Consider the following 26,621-nt stretch of genomic DNA (forward strand, 5'->3'; position numbering starts at 1 on the left):
GTTTTTCCCTTGGAACGTTATTTAGGATACCCTGGAATTGTGTCCAGAAAATGAAGAAAAATCAACACTTTTTTGAACTCTATTCAATTTCGGAGCCCTCTGGAGCGTCCTCTTCCGACGGCTCGGGCCGGCCGCTCCTCAAAATGGCGGAGATGTCCAGCGCCGCCAGCTTCACGTCCCGGATCACGTTGTCCATCACCCCGGAACGGCCCACGTTGAGGACCACCAGGCACAGCAGCGGGCCAAAGATCATCCCGGCCACCCCGGCCACCTTCATGCCCACGTAGACGCTGACCAGGGACAGGATGGGGGACAGGCCGGTCTGGTTGCCCAGGACCTTGGGCTCCCCGATCTGGCGGAAGAGGGAGACAAGGCCCCACACCACCATGAGGGCCACGGCGTGGCGGAAGTTCCCCGTGAAGAGCTCCACCACCGCCCAGGGCACCATGACGGTGCCCGAACCCACGATGGGGATGAAGTCCAGCACCGCCAGCACCAGGGCCAGCAGCAGGGCGTAGGGCTGGCGGATGAGGAGGAAGCCCCCCAGCAGGATGAAAAAGACGCCGATGGAAAGGATGATCTGGGCCTTCACGTACCCGCCGAACCCGGCGGCGGCCGCCCGCTTCACCTGGCTGAAAAAGACCCTGGGCCCCTGGGGCAGGCGGTCGGTGAAGGAGGCGCGCAGGCGGGGGTAATCGGAGGTAATAAAGTAGGAGGCCATAACAAAGACCACCGTGGCCACGAAGAAGGAGGGCATGCCCTTGGCCACGCCGGTGACGGTGTCCACCGCCATGGAGAGGATGCGGGGAATGGCGGTCTGAAGCCATTGGAAGAGCTGCTCCACCAGGTTGTTCACCGTGGTCTGCACCGACTGGGGCAGCAGCTCCATCACCCGGGAAAAGCTCTCGCCCACCAGGGTGACGGTGGCCTCGAAGCTGCCCACCAGCCCCTCCCAGTCGGAGGCCAGGGAGATGATCTCCCCCACGACGCCCACCGTCAGCGCCCACACCGCCGCACCCAATCCCACAAAGACCAGCAGCAGGAGGAGGAGGGAGAGCATCTTCCGGGGCAGGCGGAGCTTGGCGTTGAGCCACTTCACCAGCGGCGAAAGGAGCCAGGCCATGAGAAAGGCCAGCAGAAAGGGGGCGAAAAGGGAGATGAAGGGGGGCCCCAGCCGTACGGCGGCCCACAGCCCCAGCAGGAGCAGAATAAGCCGCACCCCAAGCCGCAGCCACAGCCGTCCCCGGTCGTGCCAGGACAGTTCCTTTTGATCCATAGCGTCCTCCTTACAGGTTGATTGAAACCGCGGGGGACCGTGCCGCCCAAGGTACGGAAAGCGGCAGCGCCCCTTCGCGGCCCGCCCCTGACGGGCCATATGCGAGTGCGGCTATTATAGCATGTCCGAAACAAAAAGGAAGAAGAATTTGTAAATAATAGAAGTTCATAACGAAATCTTAACCCGGCCTTTGCCAAAAAGACAGCGGCCCCGAAGGGCCGCTGTCTGGATGGGTGTTTGTTATGCCTTGGGGGCCTGGGGGGCGCCCCCCTCCTTGGGCTTGCCGCCGCCCCGCCGCCTGCGGCGGTTCCGGCTCTGGCCCTCCTTGGCCCTCTCGGGGGCCTTGGGCTTGGGGGAATCTTTCCCCTTGCCCTCCTGCCGGGGCTTGGGCTCCTGCTTGGGCCGGTTCTCCGGGCGGGGCCGCCCCTCCTGCCGGGGCTTGTCCCCCCGCCGCCGGCCGTCGTTCCCCCGGCGGCCCGGCCGCTCGGCCCCGTCCAGAGAGGACAGGGCGGCGTCGATGCTGCCCGCCAGGGGCCGCCCCTCCGGGGGCGCGGGGGGCGGGGTGGTCTTGCGCAGCTTTTCCAGCTCGGACCGGGGCGGGGCCACGTAGCCCTCGGGCCGGCGGCCCTTGCCGCTGCGGACTACGTTGATCTCGTCCCCGGCGTAGACCTGGGGGGTCTCGGGGCTGTCCTCCAGCCGGACCTTCACGGTCTCCCGCAGGTAGTCCACGGCGTTCACCGTGCCCGCCCCGTCGGGGGTCTCCACGAAGGACTCGTTCTTGGGCAGCCGCTTCACCGCGTCCTCATAGGCCCCCTGCTCGTACTTCAAACAGCACATCAGCCGCCCGCAGGCCCCGGAGATCTTGGCCGGGTTGAGGGAGAGGCCCTGGGTCTTGGCCATCTTGATGGAAACGGGCTGGAACTGGTCAAGGAAGGCGTTGCAGCAGAAAGGCCTGCCGCAGATGCCCAGCCCGCCCAGCATCTTGGACTCGTCCCGCACGCCGATCTGCCGCAGCTCGATGCGGGAGTGGAAGGTGGAGGCCAGGTCCTTCACCAGGGAGCGGAAGTCCACCCGGCCCTCGCTGGTAAAGAAGAAGAGGAGCTTGTTGCCGTCGAAGGAGCACTCCACCCGCACCAGCTTCATGTCCAGCTTGTGCTCCAAAATCTTGTCCTGGCAGACCTTGAGGGCCTTGTCCTCCTTTTCCTTGTTGCGCTGGAGGACGGCCCGGTCCTTGTCGGTGACCAGCCGCAGCACCGGCCGCAAGGGCTGGACCACCGCCTCGTCGGGCACCTGGGCGTTGGCCTTGGAGCAGACCCCGAACTCAGGGCCCTTGGCGGTCTCGATGATGACCTCGTCCCCCACGTGGGCCTCGATGCCCTTGGGGTCGAAGTAATATTCCTTTCCGCCGTTTTTAAAGCGGACCCCGATGATCTCTGTCATGTGGAACCTCCTACTTTATGAGAAACCGCGCCGCGCGGTGATTTCAGGCGTCACTGCCCGGCCTGGCTGAGTCCGGCGCACAGGGCCCCGCACAGGTGCCCGGCGCCCACGTTGAACCCGGCGGCGGAGCGCAGGGACTCCAGGACCCCTACGGCGGCCAATAGGGCCTTCCGGGGCCGCTGGGCCAGGGCTTGTACCACCGGCGGCCCGCCGGCCTCCGCCCCGGTCTGGAGGGCCAGGGCGTCCCGCAGCAGGGTCACGGCCTGGTCGAACAGGCCGGTGAGGGCCTCCCGGTCCCACTTCTCCAAACTGACGCAGAACTGGGCCATGCCCAGCTCGTCCCCCTTGGCCCAAAAGGAAAAAAGGGTCCCGGCGGCCTGTCTGGCCTCCTCGCCCGCCTGGCTCCCCTCCAGCTGGGCCACGGCCCGGCCGAGAAGCCCGCCGCAGTCCGCGGCGGCGGAGCGGACCTGCCCCGGGTCCCGGTCGGGAAAGCGGGAAAGGAGGACCTCCTCCGCCTGGGCCTGGGTGACGGGGGAGAGGGCCAGGGCCTCGCACCGGGAGCGGATGGTGGGCAAAACCCCGGCGGGGTTGTCGGTGAGCAGGAGGAAGGCGGCGTAGGCCGGCCCCTCCTCCAGCAGCTTCAGCAGGGCGTTCTGGGCGCTGGCGTTCATGGTCTGGGCGTTTTGGACCACGTATACCTTCCGGTCGGCCTCGTTGGGCCGGATATAGGCGTCGGAGCGGATCTGGCGGCTCTGGGCCACGGTGATGTCCTTGCCGTCGTCCCCGATGGTGATGATGTCGGGGTGGATGCCCGCCAGGGCCTTTTTACAGCCGGGGCAGGCGCCGCAGGGCGTCTCCCCCCCGCCCGTACAGACGAAGGCGGCGGACAGGAGCCTCGCCAGCGTCCGCTTCCCGGACCCGGCGGGGCCGCTGATGAGATAGGCGTGGGAAAGCCCCCGGCCCTCCGCCTGGGCGGAGAGCTGGCGCTTCAGGGCATGGTTGCCCGCCAGGGTGTCCAGACGCATGTCACACCCGCTCGAAACGCTCGATGTCCACCACGAAGATGGTGGCGCCTCCCACGGTGACCTCCACCGGCATGGACGGGTAGTACCCGTAGCTCATCTCGGTGGTGGTGGGGATCATCTGCTTGCGGGAGTGGGAGTGCTCCTTGATGATGTCGATGACGGTCTGGACCTTCTCCTCGTCCACGCCCACCAGGATGGTGACGTTCCCCGCCATGAGGAAGCCGCCGGTGGTGGCCAGCTTGGTGGAGGAGAACCCCTTTTTGGTCAGGCTCTGGGTCACGCTGCCGGCGTCGTCATGGTTGATGATAGCAAGGATCAGCTTCATAGGTATCCCTCCATGGACCGGCGCACACGCCGCCGGCCTCTATGTCTTCTCTTCTATTATAACCCAAAGGGGGCCGTTAGGCTACAATTTTTTGCCGCGGGTCCCCGCCCGGCCGCGCCGGAGGGATCAGTTCTCCTCGTCCAGCTTCAGCACCGCCATGAACGCCTCGGTGGGGATCTGCACGCTCCCCAGCGAGCGCATCTTCTTCTTGCCCTCTTTCTGCTTCTCCAGCAGCTTCTTCTTCCGGGTGATGTCGCCGCCGTAGCACTTGGCCAGCACGTCCTTGCGCATGGCCTTGATGGTCTCCCGGGCGATGACCTTGCCGCCGATGGCGGCCTGGATGGGCACCTCGAAGAGCTGGCGGGGGATGTTGTCCTTGAGCTTCTCGCACAGCCTGCGGGCCCGGGGATAGGCCTTCTCCCGGTGGGCGATGAAGCTCAGGGCGTCCACCTGGTCGCCGTTTAACAGCAGGTCCACTTTCACAAGCTCGCTGGGCCGGTACTCGGAGAGCTCATAGTCCAGGGAGGCGTAGCCCTTGGTCCGGGCCTTCAGGGTGTCGAAGAAGTCGTAGATGATTTCCCCCAGGGGCATGGAGTAGTGGATCTCCACGAGGTTGGTGTCCAGATACTGCATGTCCTTGAACTCCCCCCGCCGGTCCTGGCACAGGGGCATGATGTTGCCCACGTAGTCCGGCGGCGCGATGATGGACACCTTGGCGTAGGGCTCCTCCGCCGTGGCGATGGCGCCCACGTCGGGGTAGTTATGGGGATTGTCCACCATCACCACCGTGCCGTCGGTTTTGGTGATCTGGTAGATGACGGAGGGGAGGGTGGTGATGAGGTCCAGATCGAACTCCCGCTCCAGCCGCTCCTGGATGATCTCCATGTGGAGCATCCCCAAGAACCCGCACCGGAAGCCGAAGCCCAGGGCGGCGGAGGACTCGGGCTCGAAGGAGAGGGAGGCGTCGTTGAGCTGGAGCTTTTCCAGGGCGTCCCGGAGGTCGGGGAACTTGGAGCCGTCCTCGGTGTAGATGCCGCAGTAGACCATGGCCTGGGCGGGCCGGTAGCCGGGCAGGGCTTCCCCGGCGGGCCGCTCCACCCCGGTGATGGTGTCGCCCACCCGGGTGTCCTTCACGTTCTTGATGGAGGCGGTGAGGTAGCCCACCTCCCCGGCGATGAGCTCCTTGCAGGGCTCCATGCCCAGGGGGAGCAGGTGGCCGCACTCGATGACCTCGTACTGGGCCCCGGAGGCCATCATGCGGATGGGCATGCCGGTCTTCACCGTGCCCTCCATCACCCGGAAAAAGACGATGACCCCCCGGTAGGCGTCGTACTGGCTGTCGAAGATAAGGGCCTTCAGCGGGGCCTTGGGGTCCCCGTCGGGGGCGGGGACGTGGTGGACCACGTCCTCCAGCACCGCCTGGATGTTGATGCCCATTTTGGCGGAGATCTCCGGGGCGTCCTGGGCCTCCAGACCGATAACGTCCTCGATCTCCTGCTTCACCCGGGCCGGGTCGGCGGCGGGGAGGTCGATCTTGTTCACCACCGGGCGGATCTCCAGGTCGTGTTCCATGGCGAGGTATGTGTTGGCCAGGGTCTGGGCCTCGATGCCCTGGGCGGCGTCCACCACCAGCACGGCCCCCTCGCAGGCGGCCAGGGACCGGCTGACCTCGTAGTTGAAGTCCACGTGGCCCGGGGTGTCGATGAGGTTCAGCTCATAGGTCTCCCCGTCCAGGGCCTTGTAGGACAGCTTCACGGCCCGGGCCTTGATGGTGATGCCCCGCTCCCGCTCCAGGTCCATGTTGTCCAAAAGCTGGCTCTCCATCTCCCGCTGCTCCACCGCCCCGCACAGCTCGATGAGCCGGTCGGAGAGGGTGGACTTTCCGTGGTCGATGTGGGCGATGATGGAAAAGTTCCTGATCTTCGATTGGTCGGTCATAAAAAACCTCCGTGGTTCTTAATATTGTTCACTGATTGCACGTCGAGGCGTGCTTCCTTCTGGGGGATGTTTCTTTTCCCGAGGAAAAGAAACATCCCCCAGACCCCCAAAGAAAAGTCTTTAGAGTAGCCCTGCTCGCAGATTCCCTTCCCAGTAGAAAGTCTACTGCCCATTGATAGGGGTATAAGCACGGGAGCGTCTGTGCGACCCGTGGTCCCTCTGGCGCCGCTCGCCGCTAACGTGTTCTTGACAGAAGGCGTTGCAAATTGCCAAGGGCTCCCCCTCCGGGGGAGCTGTCAGCGAAGCTGACTGAGAGGGGGCCGCTGCCGTGTCCTTACCCGGCTCCCCCTCCGTGGCAGTCAGATCGTATCCGTAGGGGCCGCTGTCCCTAGCGGCCCGCCCTCAACGCCTGCACACCCCTCACTTTTTCCCCGTCCACCGCTGGGCCATATTGTAGTTGATCCGCTCCCCGGTGGAGTGGATGATCTGCAAAAGGGACTGGTAAGGCCCCGGATAGGCCTGGGCCAGGGCGTCGTTGTTCATGGGCGGGAAGGATTCCTTTCCCTTCTCCTTCACCTGCTCGGCCAGGGCATCCACGTAATCGGTCTCCGAGTAGATCATATCGGCGTTGGAGCACCCGGTGACGAAATGGGCGGGGGGGATGGAGAAAAAGTCCTCGTTCTGGGTCCCCGGCGCCCGGTAAAAGTACCGGAACAGCCTATAGACGGCGGTGGAGAGGTAGTTGGAGGCGGCCTGGATGGCCGCCTTGTTCCCCAGCTTGCCCAGCAGGTCGAAGAGCACCCCCACCGAGTTCACCAGCAGCTTTTTGTTCAGGGTGGCCATGATGCTGCCGTGGAGCACGTTGTCCTTTTCGTTGGAGTAGTCGTAGAGCTCCTCGGCCCCGATGGTGGTGCCGTCCCGGCTCAGGGTCCGGCCCAGCAGGAAGTCGGCCGATACACGGTAGTAATCGCAGGCCCGGCGGACAAAGGCCAGCCCCGGCTCCCGCACCCCGTTTTCATAGTGGGACAGAAGGGCCTGGCTGATGCCCAGATCCTTGGCGGCAGAGCGCTGGCTCACCCGTTTTTCCTGCCGCAGCAGGGAGAGGGACCGGGCAAAATCGTTGGTTGTTTCCATATCACACACACTCCAGTTTGGGTTTCAAAACAGTAAGTATAGTATAGAGAAAACAATACTTCTTGTAAAGCGAAAAATTTTATGAAAAAATCCTTCCCCCTCCGTTGAGTTTTCCCCATCATCAGGTGTATAATATGGGACAATGTTGATACCTAAGTATCAAAATGTATATTTGGAGGATCAGAAATGGAAAAGTTCGGATTCGGCACGATGATCGAAAAACTGAAAAAGGACCCCAAGACCATTGTGTTCACGGAGGGCACCGACGAGCGCATCCTGGAGGCCAGCGCCCGCCTGCTGGCCGGCACCTGGCTCACCCCCGTCCTGGTGGGCAAGGAGGCGGAGGTCCACGCCGCCGCCGAGCGGGAGGGCTTCAACATCCGGGGCGCCCGGGTGCTGGATCCCGCCACCTACGAGGGTATGGACGCCATGGTGGCCAAGATGGTGGAGCTGCGCAAGGGCAAGATGACCGAGGAGGAGTGCCGCAAAAAGCTGATGCAGGCCAACTACTTCGGCACCATGCTGGTGAAGATGGGGGAGGCCGACTGCCTGCTGGGCGGCGCCACCTACTCCACCGCCGACACCGTCCGCCCCGCCCTCCAGCTTATCAAGACCAAGCCGGGCAACAAGATCGTCTCCTCCTGCTTCATCCTGGTCCGCCCCTCCGCCACCGGTGACCGGGAGGTCCTGGCCATGGGCGACTGCGCCATCAACATCAAGCCCAGCGAGGACGAGCTGGTGGAGATCGCCACCGAGGTGGCCGCCTGCGGCCGGGTCTTCGGCATCGAGCCCAAGGTGGCCATGCTCTCCTACTCCACCCACGGCTCCGGCTCCGGCGAGGACGTGGACAAGGTCCGCCACGCCTACGAGAAGCTGGTGGCCTCCAACCCCGACTTCGACGTGGACGGCGAGCTCCAGTTCGACGCCGCCGTCTCCCCCCGGGTGGCCGCCACCAAGTGCCCCGACTCCAAGGTGGCCGGCTACGCTAACACCTTCATTTTCCCCGACATCAACGCCGGCAACATCGGCTACAAGATCGCCCAGCGCCTTGGCTCCTTCGACGCCTACGGCCCCATCCTGCTGGGCCTGAACGCCCCCGTCAACGACCTCTCCCGGGGCTGCAACGCCCAGGAGGTCTACTCCATGGCCATCATCACCGCCGCCCTGAGCTGAGAGACAAATATAAAACAAGGACAGCCCCGTTTAGGGGCTGTCCTTGTTTTATGGGGGTTTTCCGCCATCAGGCGGGTGATATGTTTTTATCCTTCGGGGACGGAAATGTTGTGGAAGTTGCATATTGCAATGGCCCTCCCGCTGTTATATACTGCGAAGCGTCCTGTCAGAGGGAGGATTTCCCTCCGGGACAAACCCGACAAAACATACCGCTTCAAAAAGGAGAACACGATACATATGGTCATGCACGTCAAGTTTGATTCCCTCGCCGATCTGGAGGCGCTCCAAAAGCTGGCGAACGCCGCCGACGCCCCCGTCTACCTGTCCTCCGAGGACGAGAGCCTCCAGGTGGACGCCCGCACCTTCCTGGGCCTCTTCTCTGTGGACTTTTCCAAGCCCGTGAAGGTGGTCACCGACTCCCTTTATGTGATCCGCCGCCTGGAACAGGCCGCCCGCCGCCACGACGCCCAGGCCATGTGACACGCCCCGGGGGGACACCGTTCAGCGGCCGGAAGGGCCGCAGACAAACCGCCGGCACCAGCCGCCCTCCATTTGGAGGGCGGTTTTTTATACGGCCACAACATGTAGCGATAACCCAAATCTTAGATGGGCAAAACTGCCGAAAAAGGTGAAATGTCTTGACGAACGGGACGAAAACGTGTATCATCACCTTTGTAACCATTTGTAATCTTTTGTTTCCCCTCCGTAACAATCGGGGGTGGAATGGATCATACGCCGATGAAGCAGAAAGAAGGTTTTCCCAGTGGATGAGATCCTGCCTTATCCCCAGCCGGAACGTGTCATGGTTCCGGCCGCGACGATGGACCTCCCCCGCCGGCGCCGCAGCCATGTCCGGATTACCTGGAAAGACCGGCTGCAGGCCCTTCCCCGGCCCAACTTTCTGGAGCGCCGGTCCGGCCTGGACCCGGCCGTCTACCTCATCGCGGCCCTCTCCATTGCCTCCTCCGCCGTCCTGGGCAGCCTCTACTGCCCCAGCTACGAGGTGTCGGTGGACGGCGTGAGCCTGGGCCGGGTGAACAACCGCCAGGTGGTGGAAAGCGCCATCCACCGGGTGGAGGCCCGGGCCTCCAGCATCCTGGATCACCCCTACACCCTGGAGCAGACTGTGAGCTACGATTTCGGCATCTCCCTGCGGGAGGACCTGATCCCGGTGGCCAGGGTGGAGACCTACCTCTTCGACCAGATCGGCGAGGTGATGAAGACCTCCGTGCTGACGGTGAACGGCCAGATGATCGGCGCCGCCGACGACGAGGCCGCCCTCACCGCTCTGCTGGACTCCCTGAAGGCCCCCTACGTCAACGACAACACCATCTCCGCCGAGTTTACCCAGCCGGTGGTGGTGACCAAGGAGTATACCTCCACCAGCGCCCTGAAGGACGTGGCGTCCATGCGGCAGGTCCTCACCGCCAACAGCATGGAGCAGGTGGACTACACCGTCCAGGCCGGCGATACCTTCTCCGGCATCGCCAACAGCCACGACATGCGCATGGCGGACCTCCAGGCCCTAAACCCGGAGGTGGACATCAACAAGCTGTGGGTGGGCCAGACCCTCACCATCAGCCAGGCGGTGCCCTTCCTGTCGGTGCGGACGGTGGATAACCTGACCTACGACGGCCCCGTGGCCTACCCCGTGGAGGAGGTCCCCAACGACTCCATGTACCAGGGGGACACCAAAGTGCTGACCCCCGGCGTGGAGGGCGTGGCCACCTACAATGCGGACATCACCTACCTCAACGGCGTGGAGCAGCAGCGGAACATCAACTCCTCCACGGTGATCACCGAGCCCGTGACCCAGGTGGTGGCGGTGGGCACCAAGGAGCGGCCCCGCACCATGGCCACCGGCTCCTTCCAGTGGCCGCTCTACGGGCGCATCAATTCCAGCTACGGCTCCCGCTATATCTTCGGCTCTTACAGCTTCCACACCGGCCTGGACATCGCGGGCTCCTACGGCGCTCCCATCGCCGCCGCCGACGGCGGCCGGGTGGTCTTTGCCGGCCGGGGCACCGGCAGTTATTGGAGCTACGGCAACTATGTGCTCATCGACCATGAAAACGGCCTCCAGACCATCTACGCCCACTGCTCCAGCGTGAACGTCAGCGCCGGGGACCGGGTGTACAGGGGCCAGACCATCGCCCGGGTGGGCGCTACCGGCCGGGCCACCGGAAACCACTGCCACTTCCAGGTGAAGCTGAACGGCGAGACGGTGAATCCGTACAACTATCTGCCCTGAATAGAATCAAAACAGGCGCCGGGAGAATATTTCTCCCGGCGCTTTTTTGCGCGGGCGGCGGTGCCTTGAATGGTCGGATGCCTGACTGCACCTCGGAAGGTGCACCCTTGTGGGGGATGTTTCTTTTCGTTCTCAGGGAAGGGTGACCTGGCCGGCATAGCCGGCCAGCCTCCACTAAAAATGCGCCACCGGCGCATTTTCTCAACGCTGCGGCCCCAGACCCCCAAAGAAAAGTCTTTTGATGCTGACCTGCTCGCAGATTCCCTTTCCAGTAGAAGGTCTACTGCCCGAAGAAAGGGGGAAAAGCACGGGAGCGTCCGTACGACCCGTGGTCCCTCTTGCGCCGCTCGGCCGCTAACGTGTTCTTGACAAAGGGTTGGTCTTTAGCCTTCCCCCTGGGGGAAGGTGGCAGCCCAAAGGGCTGACGGATGAGGGAAACTAGGGATAACGGAAAAGGCTCTACCAAAGTGATACGTCCCCCTCATCAGTCTGCTTCGCAGCCAGCTTCCCCCAGGGGAAGCCTTCTTCTCAGACCCCCCACCCCGTAGGGGCCGCTGTCCCCAGCGGCCCGCCGCATCTTACCCCAAAGCCCGAGCCAACGGCCATAAAAACCCACCGCCCTCACTCCACCAGCATCTCCAGCTCACTCAGCTCCATCCCCGGCTGGAGGGCCAAACTGACGGCATACCCGATCACCTTGGCCATATCCTCCACCCGCTCGTCGATGTCCCGGGTGGTCACCATAAGCGCGGCCCCCGCGCCCCCGGTCAGGGCGGCGGGGTCAAACTCCCCCTTGCCCGCCTCCTCCAGCACGTCGGCGGCCAGGGTGGCCCCGTCCACCACCGTGGGCACCCCCACGGCGATGACGGGCACCCCCAGGCTCTCGGCGTCCAGGGCGAAGCGGTGGTTCCCCACCCCGGAGCCGGGGGAGATGCCCGTGTCGGACACCTGGACCGTGGAGCAAAGCCGGTCCAGGCTCCGGGAGGCCAGGGCGTCCACGGCGATGATCTTTTTGGGGGAGATGCTGCCGGCCACCGCCTTCACGATCTCCCCGCTCTCAACCCCGGTGGTGCCCAGCACCCCCGCCGCCAGGGCGGCCACGGGGCGGAAGGAGCCGAACTGCTCGGGGGCCATGCGGACCATGTGGCGGGTCACCAGGGTCCGTTCGGCGGCCTTGGGCCCCACCGCGTCGGGGGTGATGGCCCGGTTCCCCAGCCCCACCACCAGCACGTCCTCGGCCGTCTCCTGGCCCAGCAGGGGGGCCAGGAGCCCCGCCAGGGCGGTGACCGCCCGGGGAAAGGCATCCGGCTCCCGCCGGGCCAGCCCCGCCAGGTCCAGGGTGTGGTAGGTCCCCTCCGGCTTCCCCAGGGCCTTGGCCCCCTCCGGGGAGGTGATCTTCACCGTGGTGAGGGGAAAGCCCCCCGCGGAGGTCTCCTCACAGGTCACCCCCGGCAGGCCCTCCGCCTCCTTCCCCAGCAGTTCTCTGGCCTCCAGGGCCAGATCCGTCCGTCTTTTCAGCAATTCCAAGTCCTCCTTGCCCCAAGATATGGTGTTATCAAAAGCTCTGCGGTACTATTTTTAGCCCAAACGCCGGGCCTATCCAAAAAAGAAGGAAAATTTCAAAATAAATCTTGCATTTTCAAGGCCGGTCTGTTAAAATAGATACCTGCACGGACATGTTATGTCTAAATATCGTCATTCGGAGGAGGTGTTTGGTTTGCCGAACATTAAGTCTGCCAAGAAGCGCGTTCTGGTGAACAAGGCCAAGGCGCTGCAAAACAAGGCTGCTCGGTCCGCTTTGAAGACCGACATCAAGAAGTTCGAGGCCGCGGTGGCGGAAGGCAACCGCAGCGAGGCCGAGGGCGCTTACAAAGTGGCCGTCAAGGCCGTTGACAAGGCCGTCGTCCACGGGATCCTGCACAGAAACAACGCCGCGCACAAGAAGAGCGGCATGACCCTGAAGCTGAACAAGCTGGCCTGAGCTTGTTTTCGGGAGTCCCTGAAACCGCCTGCGCTGCAGGCGGTTTTTTGTATTTTGCGGAAAGGGGGGAGGGCCTTTGTCACCACGGCGGAAGAGCGGCTTTTTCAGCTTCGTCTGGGAGATCGTGGACCTCTATTTCACCAAGCGGGTCTCCCGCTCGGCGGCGGAGCTGGCCTATTTCCTGGTGCTCTCCTTTTTCCCCGCCCTCATCTGCATCAACGCCGTCATCGGCACCCTGGATCTGGACGTGACCTCCCTTTTGGAGGAGGCGGCCCTCATCATCCCCGCGGGGGCCCAGGCGGTGCTGACCGAGTACGTGGGCTATATCACCAGCAACAACTCCCACGCCCTGCTGCTGGGCGGCATCGTCATGATGCTGTTCTCCGCCTCGGCGGCCATGCGCTCGCTGATGAACGTGATGGACGACATCTATGAGCGCAAGACCTACACCGGCCTTTGGCAGGTGGTGGCCAGCGTGGCCTTCTCGGTGCTGTTCCTGCTGACCATCTACCTGTCCCTGGTGGTGGTCCTCACGGGCAACTGGTTCTTCCACCTGCTGGAGGACCTGCTGCGCCGCATCCCCCGGCTGGCGGAGGTCACCCTGCCCTGGGAGTGGCAGTGGATGCGCTTTCTCATCCTGTTCTGCCTGGTGCTGCTCTTCGTCATGCTGCTCTACCGGGCCACCGCCCCCCGGGGGCGGCCCCGCCCGCCCATCTTCACCGGGGCCGTGCTGGCCTCGGCGGCCCTGGTGGGGGCCTCGGTGATCTTCTCGTATTTCATCGGCCTGTCCTCCCGGTATTCCCTGGTGTACGGGTCCTTGGCCTCGGTGGTGATACTGCTGGTGTGGCTTTACCTGTGCGGCAACATCGTCATCATGGGCAACGCCGTCAACCGGGTCTGGTACGGCCGGAAAAAGCGCCGCTATCTGGATAAAGAGATTCGTAAGGAGGAAGAGGAACATGGATAACCTGACCATCCGCCCCGTCCGGCGGGAAGAGTACCCCGCGGTGGTGGAGCTCATCAAGCGGGTCATGCTGGAAGTGAACATCAAGGACTACGACCGGGACTACCTGCTGGAGTACGTCAAGCGGTACGACACCGCCGAGCTGGCCGCCTTTGCCGACAGCCCCGACTGCCACTTCTACGTGGGCTATTACGACGGCGCCCTGGCCGCCTGCGGGGCGGTGGCCCCCGCGGAGGACAAGCCCGGCGCCCAGGAGATCCGCTCGGTCTACGTCCGCCCCGACCTGGAGGGGAAGGGCCTGGGCCGGGAGATGATGGCGGTGCTGGAGGCCGACGCGGCCTTCCTGAACGCCGACCGGGTGGTGGTCTCCGCCTCCATCACCGCCCACCCCTTCTACAAGAAGCTGGGCTACGAGTATGAAAACGGCGTCCCCGTCCTGGAGGAGAACGACCACTACTGGATGGAGAAGTTTCCCAAGCGTACATAAAGGGAAACCCGGCCCTCTCCTGTTTGGAGAGGGCCGGGTCGTCTTATTCCGGGAAGGTACCGCCGCCCCAGGCGGAGCAGTCCATGAACACCGCCCCGCCGGAGCCCTGCCAGCCGTACTCGTTGACGACGCCAAACCAGTTGCTTGAGAAGGTGCAGTCGTCGAACACCACCTCCCGGGAGCCGTCGCAGGAGGCCAGGGACCCGGCGGAGTTCTCCTCGATGAGGCAGTCCGTCACCCGTACCCCGGCGCACCGGTAGAGGGAGAACAGGGAGAAGAGGCCCTCGTTCTGGTAGATATGGCTGCTGGCCACCGTCACGTTTTCGCACCCGCTGAGGGCCACAGCTCCGTAGGTGCAGTGGGTGATCTGGGCGTTTGCCAGCCGCACGTTCCGGCTGTCGTTGGCCGAAAGGCCGTAGATGCCGCTGCCGTCCAGCACCACGCTGCTCAGCTCCATGTCCGCGCAGTCGTCAACATAGACGCAGGCGCCCGTGCAGTACCCCGGCTCCACGTCGTGGACGGCGGTGCCCCCCTCCAGCTTCACCCGGCGGCAGTTCTCGAAGGGCCACACGTCGGCGTAGGCCCAGGGGGTGGCCACCCGGCAGCCCCCGGCCAGGATGTGGAGGTCCCGCACGTCACGAATGACCACCTGATAGACCGTCCCAAGGCCCCATTCTCCCAATTCGGTGTCGAAGAGGTCGTAGTCCACATAGAAATACGGGCTGTCGATGCTCTCCAGCTCTTTGGGGTCCAGGTCCGCGAAGGAGTAGTCCCCCCGCTTCAAGACGATCTCCGTGTCCGGGGCGATGGCCAGGAAGAGGTCCTTCAGACTGTCCACCTCCACCCGCCGCTTAGGGTAGGAAAGCTCCACCTGGCCCGTCCACTCCACCGTCAGCCCCAGAGCCTCCGCCAGGGGCCGCAGGGGGACCCAGAGCACCCCGTCCCGCAGCTCCGCCCCGGCCGCTCCAGGCGTCAAGGAAAAGGACTTGTCATACCACTGGACGGTCAGCGTGTACCCGCCGTCCTCCCCCCACCGGTAGAGCACCCCGCCGGACAGGGGCTTCCCGTCCCGGTAGCTGGTGACCACCGGCCCGCCCAGGGCGTCCAGAAAGGCCTCCGCCGGCACCAGGGTGGTCCCCCCGCTCGCCAGGGCGGGCACCTCAAGAGCGTACCCGTTGAGGGTGAGGTCCACCGGCGTCTCCCCCTCCGCCCCCAGGGCGGGGGAGAGGGCCCCCAGCGCCGCCGCCAGGACAAGGCAGAGCGCCAACCACCGTTTTTTCATACCAAACACCGCTTTCTCCTCGATTTGCCCCAGCTTAACACGCCCCAAGGGAAAAATCCCCCCTTTTTTGGTGACAAATGGGAACAAGGGGTAACACCCACCCCTTGACGTTCCCGTGGAAAGATGATAGAATACCACACGATACCAAGGCGATGACCGGGAGGAGTACCCGCCCGCCCCAGCAGGAGAGAGGAGCCGTACGGTGCAAGGCTCCCTGGGGCACGGGGAAGGCGCCCGTGAGCCGCGGGGCGGAAATGCCCCGCCGGAAGCCGCCGTTACCGGCCTCGAGAGCGGGGGAGCATCCCCCGAATTCAGGTGGAAACACGGACTGACGTTCGCCCTGAGCCAACCGGCTCGGGGCGTTTTTTGTCGGCCCAATTTGGAAAAGGAGTGTCCCCCCATGAAAAACACCGAAAAGACCATGGACCAGATCGTGGCCCTGTGTAAGGGCCGCGGCTTCGTCTACCCCGGCAGCGAAATTTACGGCGGCCTGGCCAACTCCTGGGACTACGGCCCCCTGGGCGTGGAGTTCAAGAACAACGTCAAGCGGGCCTGGTGGAAGAAGTTCGTCCAGGAGAGCCCCTATAACGTGGGGCTCGACGCCGCCATCCTCATGAACCCCGAGGTGTGGGTGGCCTCCGGCCACGTCTCCACCTTCAACGACCCCCTCATCGACTGCAAGGCCTGCAAAATGCGCCACCGGGCCGACAAGCTCATCGAGAACTGGTGCGCCGAGAACGGCAAAACGGACGAGGTGAACATCGAGGCCATGACCAACGACGAGCTGGTGGCCTTCATCCGGGACAACGGCGTCACCTGCCCCGGCTGCGGCAAGTCGGACTTCACCGACATCCGCAAGTTCAACCTCATGTTCAAGACCCACCAGGGGGTCACCGAGGACAACTCCACCGAGGTCTACCTCCGGCCGGAGACCGCCCAGGGCATCTTCGTCAACTTCCCCGCCATCCAGCGCACCACCCGCAAGAAGCTGCCCTTCGGCGTGTGCCAGGTGGGCAAGTCCTTCCGCAACGAGATCACCCCGGGCAACTTCATCTTCCGCATCCGGGAGTTCGAGCAGATGGAGCTGGAGTTCTTCTGCCAGCCGGGCACCGACCTGGAGTGGTTCCAGTATTGGCGCTCCTATTGCCACGACTGGCTGTTGAGCCTGGGCATCAAGGAGGAGAACCTGCGCCTCAGAGACCACGAGCCCGAGGAGCTGGCCTTCTACTCCAAGGCCACCACCGACTTTGAGTTTATGTTCCCCTTCGGCTGGGGCGAGCTGTGGGGCGTGGCCGACCGCACCGACTACGACCTCAAGCAGCATCAGGAGCACTCCGGCAAGGACCTGACCTACTTCGACCAGGAGAAGAACGAGCACTATATCCCCTACGTCATCGAGCCCTCCCTGGGCGCCGACCGGATGGCCCTGGCCTTCCTGGTGGAGGCCTACGACGAGGAGGTGGTGGACGCCGAGAAGAACGACGTGCGCACCGTCCTGCGCCTCCACCCGGCCCTGGCCCCCTTCAAGTGCGCCATCCTGCCCCTGTCCAAGAAGCTCTCCGAGCCCGCCCGCAAGCTCTACGAGGAGCTGGCGCGCGACTTCATGGTGGACTTCGACGACGCCGGGAGCATCGGCAAGCGCTACCGCCGCCAGGACGAGATCGGCACCCCCTTCTGCGTCACGGTGGACTTCCAGTCCGTGGGCAGCGACACCGAGCCGGCGGACGGCTGCGTCACCGTCCGGGAGCGGGACTCCATGGAGCAGGTGCGCATCCCCATGGCGGAGCTGAAGGACTATATCGCCCAGCGCATCGCCTTTTAAAATAAAATAAGAAAACGCCGCCGGGTCACTTCCCGGCGGCGTTTTTTTGCTCCAGATGGGCCTTGAGGACCAGATTGATATAGCTGGAGACGGAGCGGTCGTCATATTCAGCCAGCTTCCGGACGGCCTCCAGCACCGGCTCGTCCAGTACGATGCTGATGGATTTCTTCAACGGTTTCATCACGTCACCTCTCCAGGAGATAATACTATGTTGCACGAATGAAGTTTGACAATTCGTGATAATTAGTGTAAATTGGTCACGGGGTGATCGCTATGACGGAGGAAGAGATATATCGGGCCTGGTCTCTCTATTTGGAGAGCGACGCCTATCAACGGCTGGCCATCTATGAGATGAATATGCTCCAAAAAGCCTTCGAGGCGGGGTATCGCTGCGCCAAAGGGGAGACGTTTGAGGACTGACGGTCCGTCGAAACGTGCGCCTGGTGGATAGGGGAGCGCGGGCGGATACTATCCGCCCCAACGAATACGCGGTTCCGCATATGCCCCGGGCTTTCTTCACAACGGATACACGGAACCGCTCATGCTTTGGGTTTTCCATGTAGGGGCGGCTATCAGCCGCCCGCCGTTCGGCTCCCGTCCTGCGTAAAACGAACCCCGTGGCCGCCACAAAATACGGCCACGGGGTGTTCTTACGTTCCCCCCTGCCTTCCAGAGGTGAAACGCTATAAAAAAGGCCCGCCGGCATGACGCCGGCGGGCCCTTTCGTCTTCTTACAGCAGGCGGTACGTTACCAGATACTGACCCGCGCCTCGGGCTCCACCCACATCCCGTCCCCGGGCTGGATGTCGAAGGTCTCATAGAACTGGTCCATGGTCTGGAGCACCCGGTTGCCCCGCAGCTTATCGGGGGCGTGGACGTCCATCATCACGACGACCTCCTGATAGGCCCGGTTGGCGGAGAAGGCCCAGCACTCGGCCATGGAGCGGTAGAGGGTCTCGTAGTCGGGATCCTCCTCCCGCCCGGCGGCCTCGGTGACGCAGGCGGCGGCCCCCAGGTCGGCCACGTTCTCGGAGATGGTCAGTGCGCCGTTGCAGGTGATGCCGGGAGCGCTCTCCTGTCCGTCGTACCAGGCCACCACCCCGTCGCACAGGGCTTGGAAGGCGGCGTAATCGGCCTCGGCCCACCAGTTGGCGGCGTTGCCGTTCTCGTCAAACTTGGCGCCGTTGTTGTCGAAGGCGTGGGTGATCTCATGGGCGATGACGTAGCCGATTTTGCCCAAATTCTCCTCCCGGCTGGCCTCCACGTCGTACATGGGGGCCTGGAGGATGCCGGCGGGGAAGGTGATGGAGTTGTTGGTGGCCATATAGGCGGCGTTGACGGTGAAGGCGGGGAAAATCCACTCGCCCTTGTCCACCGGCTTGCCCTGGTAGGACAAGAGCTTCTCCCGGCCCGCCCCGGAAAGGGCAATCACGTTGTCGAAGAAGGAGCCGCCGTCGGCCACGCCCTTGATCTCCACTTTGTCCAGGCTGTCGTCCCACTGGTCGGGGTAGCCCACGTTCACCCGCATGGTGTCCAGCTTCTTCACGGCCATGGCCTTGGTCTCGGCGCTCATCCAATCCAGGTTTTGAATGCGCTCCTTGTAGATGGAGATGAAATCGGCGATCATAGCCTCCACGTCGGCCTTGGCCTCGGCGGAGAAATACTTCTCCACGTAGGCCTGCTCCAGGTAGCCGCTCATCAGGCTTTGGACCTGGGCGGCGGCCAGCTGCTCGTCGGTCTGGCTGCCCTCCATGCCCATGTAGGCCTGGTTGAAAGCGTTGGAGGCCTCGGTGAACTCCTTGTTCAGCAGCCCGCCGTAGTTCATGAGGAGATAGAACCGCAGGGCGTCCCGAAGCTGCTCCACATGCTCACCGTCAAAGAACCCGGCGGCGGCCTCGATCAGCCCCACGTCGGTGACGCCGATGGTGTCCTCCTTCTTCAGCCCGGACATGGCGTAGACCTTGTCCATATCCACCTTGGGGAACACCTTCTGGAGCTCGGCCATGGTGTAGAGGTTGTAGATCTTGTCCACGTCATTCTGTTCCTGGGGGTTCAGCATGGCGGCGGCCAAGGTTTTCTCCAGCTCGTAGAGGTTCCCGGCCTGCCGCTGGGCGGCCTCCTCGTCGGCGCCCCCCAGCTTGGCCAGGGTGGTGAGGTAGGTCATGTAGGCGTCCTGCTGGGCCTGGGTGCCGCCGGTGTAGAAGTCCTTGGTCATGGACGGCGCCATGGCGCCGAAGACGACAGCGTACTTGGTGGAGTCCTTCAGGTCGATGGTGAGGCCGAAGCCCAGCATCAGGCTGGTGTGGAGCTCGTTGTTGATGGTCCCCAGGGCGGCGATCAGGTCGTCCTGGGTCTCCACGGCGTCCACCGCGTCCAGATAGGGCTGGAGGGGGGTAAGCCCCGCCTCGTTCCGGGCGTCCCAGTCCATCACGTTGTGGTAGAGGTCGGCGATCTTCTGCTCCCCGGTGCCCTTCTTGTGGGTCCCGGCGGCAATCTCGGTGATGAGCCCGGCCACCTCCTGGTCCACCTGGTCCATCAAATCGTACATGGTGCCCCGGACGGTCCGCCCGGCGGGGAGGGTGGCGGCGTCCAGCCACTCCTTATTGACCGCGGCGTAGAAGTCGTCCTTCAGATTGCTGCCCTCCAGGGCGTACACCCGGCGGATGAGGGTGTCCAGCTCCCCGGCGGTGATGGGGGCCTCAGGGGAAAAGAGCCCCTCGCCGGTGCCCGCCGCGATGCCCGCGCCGAAGACCCCGGCCAGCTCCTCCCCGGCCCACTGGGGCACGTCGGTGAAGGTCTCGGCGGGGAAGGCGCTGCGGGCGTTGGCCCCCACGGGGGCGGGCAGGCCGCCGAAGGCCCGCTCCAGCATCACCAGGGCCTCGGCCCGGGTCAGCTCACGATCCTCGTGGAGGGCGCCGGTCTCGTCCCCCTTGAGGATGTCGGCGGCGGTGACGCCGGCGTTGTAGTCCCCGGCGGCGGAGAGCAGGGTGTCCCGGGCCTCGCCCCGGGTGAGGGCGTCCCCCTGGGCGGCGAAGGCGGCGGGGGAGAGGGTCAGGGCCAGAGCGGCCGCGGACAGCCCCGCCAGGAAGCGCTTTTTCGTCTGTTTCATGAACAAACTCCTTTCAAGCTAGTGTCTCCAGTTTATCAGGAAAGCGGGCTGGTGCAAATAGGGAAATCATTAAGAAAAAATGACATTATTTCCGTTCCGCGGCCAAAATCAGCATCATGGGCCGCCGCAGCTCGTCGGCCATGCCGGGCACGTCCATGAGCCGGGGGTCGGGCCGGGGCTCCACCAGGCCGGTGAGGGCGAAGCCCGCTTCCAGCAGGGCGGACACGTAATCGGTCAAAGGCCGGTGGTACTTGGTGACGGCCTCCCCCAGAAACACGGCCTGCCGCGGCCCGGGGAGGAAGTACCGGTCCACGGGCCAGTGGAGGATGTTCCCCCCGCCGTCCCGGTACCAGTCCTGGTTGCCGTAGGCGGTGAACACCGGGTGCTCGCAGGAAAAGACGAAAGCCCCGCCGGGGGAGAGGCACCGGTGCACGGCCCCGAACACGGCCTTCACATCCTCCACGTAGTGGAGGGCCAGGGAGGACAACACCACGTCAAAACTATTTTCCGGGAAATCCACATCCTCCATGGCCAGCCGCCGGTACTCGATATGGTCCCCGCCGTTACGCGCCCTGGCCCCGTCCAGCATCTTCTCCGACAGGTCGGTGCCCAGCACATAGGCGGCCCCGTGGTCGGCGGCGTACTTGCAGTGCCAGCCGAAGCCGCAGCCCAGGTCCAGCACCCGCTTCCCCCGGAAGTCGGGCAGCAGCTTTTGCAGCGCGTGCCATTCCCCGGCGGCGGACAGCCCCTCCACCGAGCGGGGGAAGTGGCTGTAAGCGTCAAAAAACGCTGGATCGTCGTATTTGTTTTCTTTCATAGCGCTCTCCTCATAAAAGCTGCCCCCGCCCACAGGCGGGGACGGGCGGCTTTCCTTTTTCTTTCGCGCTTTTCCGCGGGGAAGGGGGTTCGGGCGGCTGATAGCCGCCCCTACGTGGGCGGTACGAGGGCAGCCCCCCGCCAATACCAAGGGCCTCCGCAAGAATTCCCCCACACCTCCGCCAAAACGCCCGACCTTCCCCACCCCCGTAGGGGCGGATATCATCCGCCCGCCCTCCTACCGAACCAAGCCGCCGCCACAAAGTGCGGCGGCTTGGTCATCCTACGCTCTTGTGAACATCCCGAGGAGGTTTCCAAAGGAGGGGCGCCCGCAGGCGCCCCTCCTTTGGTCGTTGAGAGGGGGTCCCGGGGGAGAGAGTCGAAACTCTCCCCCGGGTGCTTTTCTGGGGGGTCTGGGGGGAGGTCTTTTCCAGAAAAGACCTCCCCTCAGGACTCCTCGCACGCAGAACGTGCGCAATCCAAACCCAACAAGATGGCAAGGAACCTCCCCTTACTCCGCCACCTCAGTGACCTTGATATGCAATTCCTCCAACTGCGCCTCCGTCACAAATCCCGGCGCGTCCATCATCAGATCCTGGGCGTTCTTGTTCATGGGGAAGGGGATAATCTCCCGAATACTCTCCTCCCCGGCCAGCAGCATCACCATCCGGTCCACTCCCGGCGCGATGCCGGCGTGGGGGGGCGCGCCGTAGGTAAAGGCGTTGTACATGGCGGGGAACTTGGCCTTCACGTCCTCCTCGCCAAGGCCCACCAGCTGGAAGGCCTCCACCATGATTTCCGGGTCGTGGTTCCGCACGGCCCCGGAGGAGAGCTCCACGCCGTTACAGACGAGGTCATACTGGTCGGCGGTGATGGCCAGCGGGTCCACGGCCCCCGCGGCCGCCTTCCTCAGCACCTCCAGCCCGCCGGAGGGCATGGAGAAGGGGTTGTGGCAGAACTCCAGTTCGCCGCTCTCCTCCCCAATCTCGTACATGGGGAAGTCCACAATCCAGCAGAAGGCGTACTGCTCCTTCTTGAAGTGGTTGGGGCAGAAGGCCCCCAGCGCCTTCACCAGCACCCCGGCGGTCTTCTGGGCCGCCCCCTTCTTCCCGGCGGAGAGCCCCACGAAGCACCCGGGCTCCAGCCCCAGGGCGGCGATGACGGCCGCCTTCCTCTCCTGGACGAACTTGGCGATGCCGCCCACCAGCTCGCCGTTTTCGTCCAGCCGGAACCAGTAGGCCTTGTTCCCGGCCTGGACCTCCACGTCGGCGCACAGCTTGTCAATCTGCTTGCGGGTACCCTCGAAGCCGGACACCACCACGGCCTTCACCGTGTTCCCGGCAAAGGGCTCGAACCCGCAGTCCGCCAAAAGCCCGGTGGCGTCGGTGACGGTCAGGTCGATGCGCAGATCGGGCTTGTCGGTGCCGTATTTCTCCATGGCCTCGGCGTAGGGGATGCGCAGGAAGGGGGCGGAGGAGGCGGTGTCATAGGCGCCATACTTGGCGAACACCGGCGGCAGCACGTCCTCCAGCACGGCGAACACGTCCTCCTGCCCGGCGAAGGCCATCTCCATGTCCAGCTGGTAGAACTCGCCGGGGGAGCGGTCCCCCCGGGCGTCCTCGTCCCGGAAGCAGGGGGCGATCTGGAAGTACTTGTCGAAGCCGGAGGCCATCAAAAGCTGCTTGAACTGCTGGGGGGCCTGGGGCAGGGCGTAGAACTTGCCCGGGTGCTTCCGGGAGGGCACCAGGTAGTCCCGCGCCCCCTCGGGGGAGGAGGCGGTCAAAATGGGGGTGGTGATTTCCATAAAGCCGTGGTCAATCATGGCCGAGCGCAGGGCGGCCACCACCTGGGACCGCAGGACGATATTCTTCTTCACCTCGGGGTTGCGCAGGTCCAGATAGCGGTACTTCAGCCGCGCGGCCTCGTCGGCCTCCCGGCTGCGGTTGACCTGGAAGGGCAGCTCGTTGTGGCGGCAGCGCCCCAGCACGGTGACGGCCTGGGGCACCACCTCGATGTCGCCGGTGGGCAGCTTGGGGTTCTTGGAGTCCCGCTCCCGCACCACGCCGGTGACCTGGACGGTGGATTCCTTGTTCAGCCCCTTGAAGGTCTTTACCATCTCCTCGCTCTCGCACACCACCTGCGTGGTGCCGTAGAAGTCCCGCAGGACGGCGAAGCCCAGGCCCGCGCCCACCTCTCGGAAGTTGTCCAAAAACCCGGCCAGGGTCACGCTCTGGCCCGCCTGGGCCATCCGCAGCTCCCCGCAGGTGTGGCTGCGGTAAAAGGTTTGACATTCCATAGTTTCAGCACTCCATTTCGTAAAAAGTGAGATCGGTTTTCCGCTTACAGGCCCAGCATCAGCAGCCAGAAGACCTCCACGTCCAAATTGTCATAGGGGGCGGTGGTCTCCACCACGGCGGCGTCTAGTTTGGGCTGGAGCAGGGCGTCCATCCGGGTCGCGGCCCACTCCTCCCGGACGCTCATGCCCCCAATGGACAGCTCGTCGCCGGCGTCGACGGGGAGGCGCAGGATGATGTGGTAGCCGAATTCGCTCTCCACCAGCCCGCTGACCTGGCCCACCGCCAGGGCTTTGGTGCCGTCCTCAAATTCCTCTATCATCTCCCCGGGCTTAAAGACGTAGCCGTCGGGGGCGGCAAGATGCCCTGCACTGTCCCGGCCGTCCTCGCTGTACAGCTCGGCCAGTTCGTCAAATTTCTTTTCACTGTTCCCCACGGCCTTGAGCTGGGCGAGGATCTCCTCACCCAGGGCCTTGTCGCTCACCAGGATGTGCTTGGCCCGCAGGATGCCGGTCTCCTTCAAATAGGCGTCCAGCTCCTTCTGGTCTGGGGCGGGGAAGAGGTGATCCTCCAGGTTCATATACAATCTGCCCACAGACTGGATGTGGTGCAGGCCCGCCTCGTCGATGCACTGGCTCGTCAGATAGGCCTGGTAGGCCTCCTCGCTGCCCAAGGTCTCCACGGCGTAGGCGTGGTAGCTGTCCAGCTCGGCGGTCTGTTCGGCGGTGAGGGTCACGCCTGCCCGGGCCGCCTCGTCCTCCGTAACGGAGTAGAGCACCGCCGTATCCAGCGCGTCCTCCTTGAGGTACTGGGCCAGGGGTATCCCGTACATCGTGGCGTCCCAGTTGATATCGGCCGCCGATCCGAAGTACCGGCCGATCTGCGTGATGCCGCCCGCCAGGAAGTAGAGGTATTCCTTGGCGGGCACGGCCCTGCCGTTGACGGTGAGAAGGGTGGTATCCCCGCTCACGCCCAAAATCAGCATGGCCGGGTCGTCCCCGCCGTCGGGCCGCTCCGCCGGGACGAACTGCCGGCGCAGGGAGGGGCGGACCACCCGGGCCAGCATGGCGGCGGCCTCGGCCCGGCTCAAGCTGCCCCCGCCGGCGAAGGTGCCGTAGTCGTCCGTTCCGGTCAGGATACCCGCGTTGTAGAGCCGCAGGGCGTCGGCGCTGTCGGTGTCGGGCAGGGAAGAGATGGAGTTGATGGCCTTCAGGGTGTCCCCGGCGCAGACGGTGGAGAGCATCCGGGCGAAGTCGTCCCGGGTGGCCCTGGCCAGGGGGTCGGCCCCGGTGTCAATGCCCAGCTCGTCCATAACCCGGATGGCGGGGCGGTACCAGTCCTCCCCCACCGTCGGCTCGGGGAGGGCCATGCCGCCCTGCTTTTCGTGGATGCGTGCGCAGACCGTGGCCAGCTCGGCGATGGTGAGGCCGCCGCCGGGCTGGAAGCCCTCCCCGGTGCCCTTCATCAGCCCGGCCTCCACGCAGACCTTGACGCTCTCGTAGTCGTACCAGGCCTCCCCGGCCCCCGGCCCGGCCGGGGACACGTCGGCAAAGGCGGGCATCGACCCGACGGCGGGAAAGAGGTCCCCCTCGGCGGCCAGGGCGGGGGTGGCCAGCAGGGCCAGGGCCAGCGCGGAGGCCAAAATTCGCTGTTTCATAATCGTTCTCCATCTCCAAATCGTATTATTTGACTCAAATATTACTATTAATTATACTTGCGAGCACGTCGGGACGTGCGCTTTTCTGGAGAACCATTCTTTTCCCGAGGAAAAGAATGGCCCCCAAGACTCTCCAAGAAAAGTCTTTTGGTGCAAACCTGAACACAGCCTCCCTTTCCAGTAGAAGGTCTTGTGCTCGAGGCTAAGGGTAAAAGCGCGGGAGCGTCTGTCAACCCGTGGTCCCTCTTGCGCCGCTCAGCCGCTGACATGTTCTTGACTAAAGGCACTGCCAAGGGCTCCCCCCTTTGGGGGGAGCTGTCCGGCTTTGCCGGACTGAGAGGGGGTCCCGCAGCCATATTCTTAATTGAAGGGCAGCCCCGGGCGGATACTATCCGCCCCTACAAACACGCGGCCCCTCACAACGGTGCCGCGGCACCGCCTACACCCCGGGCTTTCCTCGCAACGGATACGCGGTACTGCCCAAAACCTGGGCTTCCCTTGGACGGCCCCGCGGCACCACCCATCATAACTTGTACTTTCCCTGTAGGGGCGGCTATCAGCCGCCCGCCCTCCTCTCAACAAGCAAGAGGAAAGGCAAAAAGGAACCGCCCCCGCCACAAGGCAAAAAATCGAATAATAACCCCTTACGCCCCGGCCCCGGGGGCCTCCTCCGCCCCCAGCGGCCCGCCCATCAGATCGATGAGCCGGCTGTAATAGACCTGATAGTCAAAGTCCCGGTAAGCCTCGGTCCCCGCCTCGGCGGAAACTCCCAAATTCGACAAGGTTTGTTCCTTTACACCATCCAACACGGTCTTTCCGTCCACGTCCACGTAGTGCCAGTTGAACTCCACCCCGGCCCGCCGCAGGCTCACCTCGTAGTTGTAGATGGCCCCGTTGACGGCGTTCAGAAAGGCCACGGCGGTGACGCCGGGAAACACCGCCGTCTCCGGCGTCATCCCGGCGGCGGCAAAGGGGGAGTAGTCGGCGGGCACAAAGCTCTTGCGCAGCTCGGGCCGCGCCACCCGGGAGAGCATCCCGGCGGCCTCCGCCCGGGTGAGGGTCCGCTCCCCGGCGAAGGTGCCGTATTCGTCCACCCCGGTGAGCACCCCGGCCTTGTAGAACCGCAGCGCCGTCACGTCGGCGGTGTCGGGCAGGGCGGCGATGGCGTTGATGGGGGTGAGGGCATAGTCGGGCAGCACCGCCCCCAGCAGGGTCAAAAACCGGGCCCGGGTGGCGGGCACGCCGGGGGTGATGTTCAGCTCCAGCCCGCCCAGAAAGTAGAGGTAGGGTTGGTACCAGGGGTCACCGTCCTGGAGGGTGGGGATGGCCTGCCCGGTGAGGGCGGCGCGCAGCCGGGCGGCCAGGGCGGCGGTCTCCTCCTCGCTGAGGGTCTTGTCCGGCTCGAACCCCGCCTCGGTGCCGGTCATCAGCCCGACCTCATAGCACAGCCTGGCGTTTTCGTAGAACCAGTCGTTTTCCCCCACGTCGGGATAGCCGGGGTACTCCGCCACGGCGGGGAACTTGTCCGCCACCTGGTAATCAGTGACCGCCGCCAGGGCGGGGGTCAGGGTCAGAACGCCGGCCAAAACCAGCGCGGTCAATCGTTTTTTCATCATAAATCTCCTTTCAGCGCCCGGAGTTCAGCGC

The 26,621-nt window shown here is 64.3% G+C and carries 22 protein-coding genes; 8 read left to right on the forward strand and 14 right to left on the reverse strand.

Annotated features, from left to right (window positions below; translation table 11 throughout):
- Window positions 1-79 precede the first annotated feature (79 nt).
- From ytvI to AAEU42_RS11480, 6 genes are all read right to left on the reverse strand, one after another.
- Window positions 80-1,276: a sporulation integral membrane protein YtvI gene (gene ytvI, locus AAEU42_RS11455; RefSeq protein WP_342233689.1), complete on the reverse strand. Its 1,197-nt coding sequence runs from the start codon at window positions 1,274-1,276 to the stop codon at window positions 80-82.
- A 240-nt stretch (window positions 1,277-1,516) separates the two neighbouring features.
- Window positions 1,517-2,716, reverse strand: a complete 1,200-nt coding sequence (locus AAEU42_RS11460) for a PSP1 domain-containing protein (protein WP_342233690.1) — start codon at window positions 2,714-2,716, stop codon at window positions 1,517-1,519.
- Between the two features lie 50 nt (window positions 2,717-2,766).
- Window positions 2,767-3,741 (reverse strand): DNA polymerase III subunit, encoded by a 975-nt coding sequence (locus tag AAEU42_RS11465; RefSeq protein ID WP_342233691.1) that lies wholly within the window; start codon window positions 3,739-3,741, stop codon window positions 2,767-2,769.
- A gap of 1 nt (window position 3,742) precedes the next feature.
- Complete coding sequence (locus AAEU42_RS11470; RefSeq protein ID WP_342233692.1) at window positions 3,743-4,066, reverse strand: cyclic-di-AMP receptor; 324 nt, start codon at window positions 4,064-4,066, stop codon at window positions 3,743-3,745.
- Between the two features lie 126 nt (window positions 4,067-4,192).
- On the reverse strand, window positions 4,193-6,004 hold the full coding sequence (lepA, locus tag AAEU42_RS11475; RefSeq protein ID WP_342233693.1) for a translation elongation factor 4: 1,812 nt from the start codon (window positions 6,002-6,004) through the stop codon (window positions 4,193-4,195).
- A gap of 420 nt (window positions 6,005-6,424) precedes the next feature.
- On the reverse strand, window positions 6,425-7,138 hold the full coding sequence (locus AAEU42_RS11480; RefSeq protein ID WP_342233694.1) for a helix-turn-helix domain-containing protein: 714 nt from the start codon (window positions 7,136-7,138) through the stop codon (window positions 6,425-6,427).
- Window positions 7,139-7,324: 186 nt separating this feature from the next.
- Between AAEU42_RS11480 and pta the strand changes: the two genes are divergently transcribed.
- From pta to AAEU42_RS11495, 3 genes are all read left to right on the forward strand, one after another.
- Window positions 7,325-8,311 carry a phosphate acetyltransferase gene (pta, locus tag AAEU42_RS11485; protein ID WP_342233695.1) on the forward strand — a complete coding sequence of 329 codons (987 nt, stop codon included), beginning with the start codon at window positions 7,325-7,327 and terminating at the stop codon, window positions 8,309-8,311.
- 237 nt (window positions 8,312-8,548) lie between these two features.
- Window positions 8,549-8,791 (forward strand): hypothetical protein, encoded by a 243-nt coding sequence (locus AAEU42_RS11490; RefSeq protein WP_342233696.1) that lies wholly within the window; start codon window positions 8,549-8,551, stop codon window positions 8,789-8,791.
- A gap of 322 nt (window positions 8,792-9,113) precedes the next feature.
- Window positions 9,114-10,562 carry a peptidoglycan DD-metalloendopeptidase family protein gene (locus AAEU42_RS11495; RefSeq protein WP_342233697.1) on the forward strand — a complete coding sequence of 483 codons (1,449 nt, stop codon included), beginning with the start codon at window positions 9,114-9,116 and terminating at the stop codon, window positions 10,560-10,562.
- Between the two features lie 621 nt (window positions 10,563-11,183).
- On the opposite strand, the gene gpr is transcribed toward AAEU42_RS11495, so the two are convergent.
- The gene (gene gpr / locus AAEU42_RS11500) at window positions 11,184-12,083 is read right to left on the reverse strand and encodes a GPR endopeptidase (RefSeq protein ID WP_342233698.1); all 900 of its coding nucleotides are present in this window, start codon (window positions 12,081-12,083) and stop codon (window positions 11,184-11,186) included.
- Between the two features lie 196 nt (window positions 12,084-12,279).
- On the opposite strand from gpr, the gene rpsT reads away from it, so the two are divergent.
- The 3 genes from rpsT (at window position 12,280) to AAEU42_RS11515 (ending at window position 13,994) form a co-directional block, all read left to right on the forward strand.
- Window positions 12,280-12,543 carry a 30S ribosomal protein S20 gene (rpsT, locus tag AAEU42_RS11505; protein ID WP_342233699.1) on the forward strand — a complete coding sequence of 88 codons (264 nt, stop codon included), beginning with the start codon at window positions 12,280-12,282 and terminating at the stop codon, window positions 12,541-12,543.
- A 76-nt stretch (window positions 12,544-12,619) separates the two neighbouring features.
- On the forward strand, window positions 12,620-13,510 hold the full coding sequence (locus AAEU42_RS11510; RefSeq protein ID WP_342233700.1) for a YihY/virulence factor BrkB family protein: 891 nt from the start codon (window positions 12,620-12,622) through the stop codon (window positions 13,508-13,510).
- Entirely contained in the window at window positions 13,503-13,994 is a 492-nt protein-coding gene (locus AAEU42_RS11515) for a GNAT family N-acetyltransferase (protein ID WP_342233701.1), read from the forward strand. The genes AAEU42_RS11510 and AAEU42_RS11515 overlap by 8 nt, the downstream gene beginning before the upstream one ends.
- Window positions 13,995-14,037: 43 nt before the next feature.
- On the opposite strand, the gene AAEU42_RS11520 is transcribed toward AAEU42_RS11515, so the two are convergent.
- Window positions 14,038-15,276, reverse strand: coding sequence for a right-handed parallel beta-helix repeat-containing protein (locus AAEU42_RS11520; protein ID WP_342233702.1), 1,239 nt, complete (start codon window positions 15,274-15,276; stop codon window positions 14,038-14,040).
- A gap of 400 nt (window positions 15,277-15,676) precedes the next feature.
- On the opposite strand from AAEU42_RS11520, the gene AAEU42_RS11525 reads away from it, so the two are divergent.
- Window positions 15,677-17,098, forward strand: a complete 1,422-nt coding sequence (locus AAEU42_RS11525) for a glycine--tRNA ligase (protein WP_342233703.1) — start codon at window positions 15,677-15,679, stop codon at window positions 17,096-17,098.
- A gap of 25 nt (window positions 17,099-17,123) precedes the next feature.
- Here the strand turns inward: AAEU42_RS11525 and AAEU42_RS11530 are convergent, their stop codons facing one another.
- Entirely contained in the window at window positions 17,124-17,279 is a 156-nt protein-coding gene (locus AAEU42_RS11530; protein WP_342233704.1) for a toxin-antitoxin system protein, read from the reverse strand.
- 92 nt (window positions 17,280-17,371) lie between these two features.
- Here AAEU42_RS11530 and AAEU42_RS11535 point away from each other — a divergent pair, with 92 nt between their 5' ends.
- The gene (locus AAEU42_RS11535; protein WP_342233705.1) at window positions 17,372-17,518 is read left to right on the forward strand and encodes a hypothetical protein; all 147 of its coding nucleotides are present in this window, start codon (window positions 17,372-17,374) and stop codon (window positions 17,516-17,518) included.
- Between the two features lie 328 nt (window positions 17,519-17,846).
- On the opposite strand, the gene AAEU42_RS11540 is transcribed toward AAEU42_RS11535, so the two are convergent.
- The 5 genes from AAEU42_RS11540 to AAEU42_RS11560 form a co-directional block, all read right to left on the reverse strand.
- On the reverse strand, window positions 17,847-20,207 hold the full coding sequence (locus AAEU42_RS11540) for a M13-type metalloendopeptidase (RefSeq protein WP_342233706.1): 2,361 nt from the start codon (window positions 20,205-20,207) through the stop codon (window positions 17,847-17,849).
- A gap of 85 nt (window positions 20,208-20,292) precedes the next feature.
- Window positions 20,293-21,024 carry a class I SAM-dependent methyltransferase gene (locus AAEU42_RS11545; RefSeq protein ID WP_342233707.1) on the reverse strand — a complete coding sequence of 244 codons (732 nt, stop codon included), beginning with the start codon at window positions 21,022-21,024 and terminating at the stop codon, window positions 20,293-20,295.
- A 510-nt stretch (window positions 21,025-21,534) separates the two neighbouring features.
- Window positions 21,535-23,319 (reverse strand): aspartate--tRNA ligase, encoded by a 1,785-nt coding sequence (aspS, locus tag AAEU42_RS11550; protein WP_342233708.1) that lies wholly within the window; start codon window positions 23,317-23,319, stop codon window positions 21,535-21,537.
- A gap of 44 nt (window positions 23,320-23,363) precedes the next feature.
- Entirely contained in the window at window positions 23,364-24,974 is a 1,611-nt protein-coding gene (locus AAEU42_RS11555) for a peptidylprolyl isomerase (protein WP_342233709.1), read from the reverse strand.
- Window positions 24,975-25,618: 644 nt separating this feature from the next.
- The gene (locus tag AAEU42_RS11560) at window positions 25,619-26,587 is read right to left on the reverse strand and encodes an S-layer homology domain-containing protein (RefSeq protein ID WP_342233710.1); all 969 of its coding nucleotides are present in this window, start codon (window positions 26,585-26,587) and stop codon (window positions 25,619-25,621) included.
- Between the last annotated feature and the right edge of the window lie 34 nt (window positions 26,588-26,621).

Source organism: Pseudoflavonifractor phocaeensis (assembly GCF_038439875.1).
Lineage (GTDB): Bacteria > Bacillota > Clostridia > Oscillospirales > Oscillospiraceae > Vermiculatibacterium.

Bases quoted from the DNA above. Each gene is read 5' to 3' on its own strand.
- ytvI (WP_342233689.1), bottom strand. From the start codon at position 1,276: ATGGATCAAAAGGAACTGTCCTGGCACGACCGGGGACGGCTGTGGCTG.
- AAEU42_RS11460 (WP_342233690.1), bottom strand. From the start codon at position 2,716: ATGACAGAGATCATCGGGGTCCGCTTTAAAAACGGCGGAAAGGAATAT.
- AAEU42_RS11465 (WP_342233691.1), bottom strand. From the start codon at position 3,741: ATGCGTCTGGACACCCTGGCGGGCAACCATGCCCTGAAGCGCCAGCTC.
- AAEU42_RS11470 (WP_342233692.1), bottom strand. From the start codon at position 4,066: ATGAAGCTGATCCTTGCTATCATCAACCATGACGACGCCGGCAGCGTG.
- lepA (WP_342233693.1), bottom strand. From the start codon at position 6,004: ATGACCGACCAATCGAAGATCAGGAACTTTTCCATCATCGCCCACATC.
- AAEU42_RS11480 (WP_342233694.1), bottom strand. From the start codon at position 7,138: ATGGAAACAACCAACGATTTTGCCCGGTCCCTCTCCCTGCTGCGGCAG.
- pta (WP_342233695.1), top strand. From the start codon at position 7,325: ATGGAAAAGTTCGGATTCGGCACGATGATCGAAAAACTGAAAAAGGAC.
- AAEU42_RS11490 (WP_342233696.1), top strand. From the start codon at position 8,549: ATGGTCATGCACGTCAAGTTTGATTCCCTCGCCGATCTGGAGGCGCTC.
- AAEU42_RS11495 (WP_342233697.1), top strand. From the start codon at position 9,114: ATGGTTCCGGCCGCGACGATGGACCTCCCCCGCCGGCGCCGCAGCCAT.
- AAEU42_RS11515 (WP_342233701.1), top strand. From the start codon at position 13,503: ATGGATAACCTGACCATCCGCCCCGTCCGGCGGGAAGAGTACCCCGCG.
- AAEU42_RS11520 (WP_342233702.1), bottom strand. From the start codon at position 15,276: ATGAAAAAACGGTGGTTGGCGCTCTGCCTTGTCCTGGCGGCGGCGCTG.
- AAEU42_RS11525 (WP_342233703.1), top strand. From the start codon at position 15,677: ATGAAAAACACCGAAAAGACCATGGACCAGATCGTGGCCCTGTGTAAG.
- AAEU42_RS11530 (WP_342233704.1), bottom strand. From the start codon at position 17,279: ATGAAACCGTTGAAGAAATCCATCAGCATCGTACTGGACGAGCCGGTG.
- AAEU42_RS11535 (WP_342233705.1), top strand. From the start codon at position 17,372: ATGACGGAGGAAGAGATATATCGGGCCTGGTCTCTCTATTTGGAGAGC.
- AAEU42_RS11540 (WP_342233706.1), bottom strand. From the start codon at position 20,207: ATGAAACAGACGAAAAAGCGCTTCCTGGCGGGGCTGTCCGCGGCCGCT.
- AAEU42_RS11545 (WP_342233707.1), bottom strand. From the start codon at position 21,024: ATGAAAGAAAACAAATACGACGATCCAGCGTTTTTTGACGCTTACAGC.
- aspS (WP_342233708.1), bottom strand. From the start codon at position 23,319: ATGGAATGTCAAACCTTTTACCGCAGCCACACCTGCGGGGAGCTGCGG.
- AAEU42_RS11555 (WP_342233709.1), bottom strand. From the start codon at position 24,974: ATGAAACAGCGAATTTTGGCCTCCGCGCTGGCCCTGGCCCTGCTGGCC.
- AAEU42_RS11560 (WP_342233710.1), bottom strand. From the start codon at position 26,587: ATGAAAAAACGATTGACCGCGCTGGTTTTGGCCGGCGTTCTGACCCTG.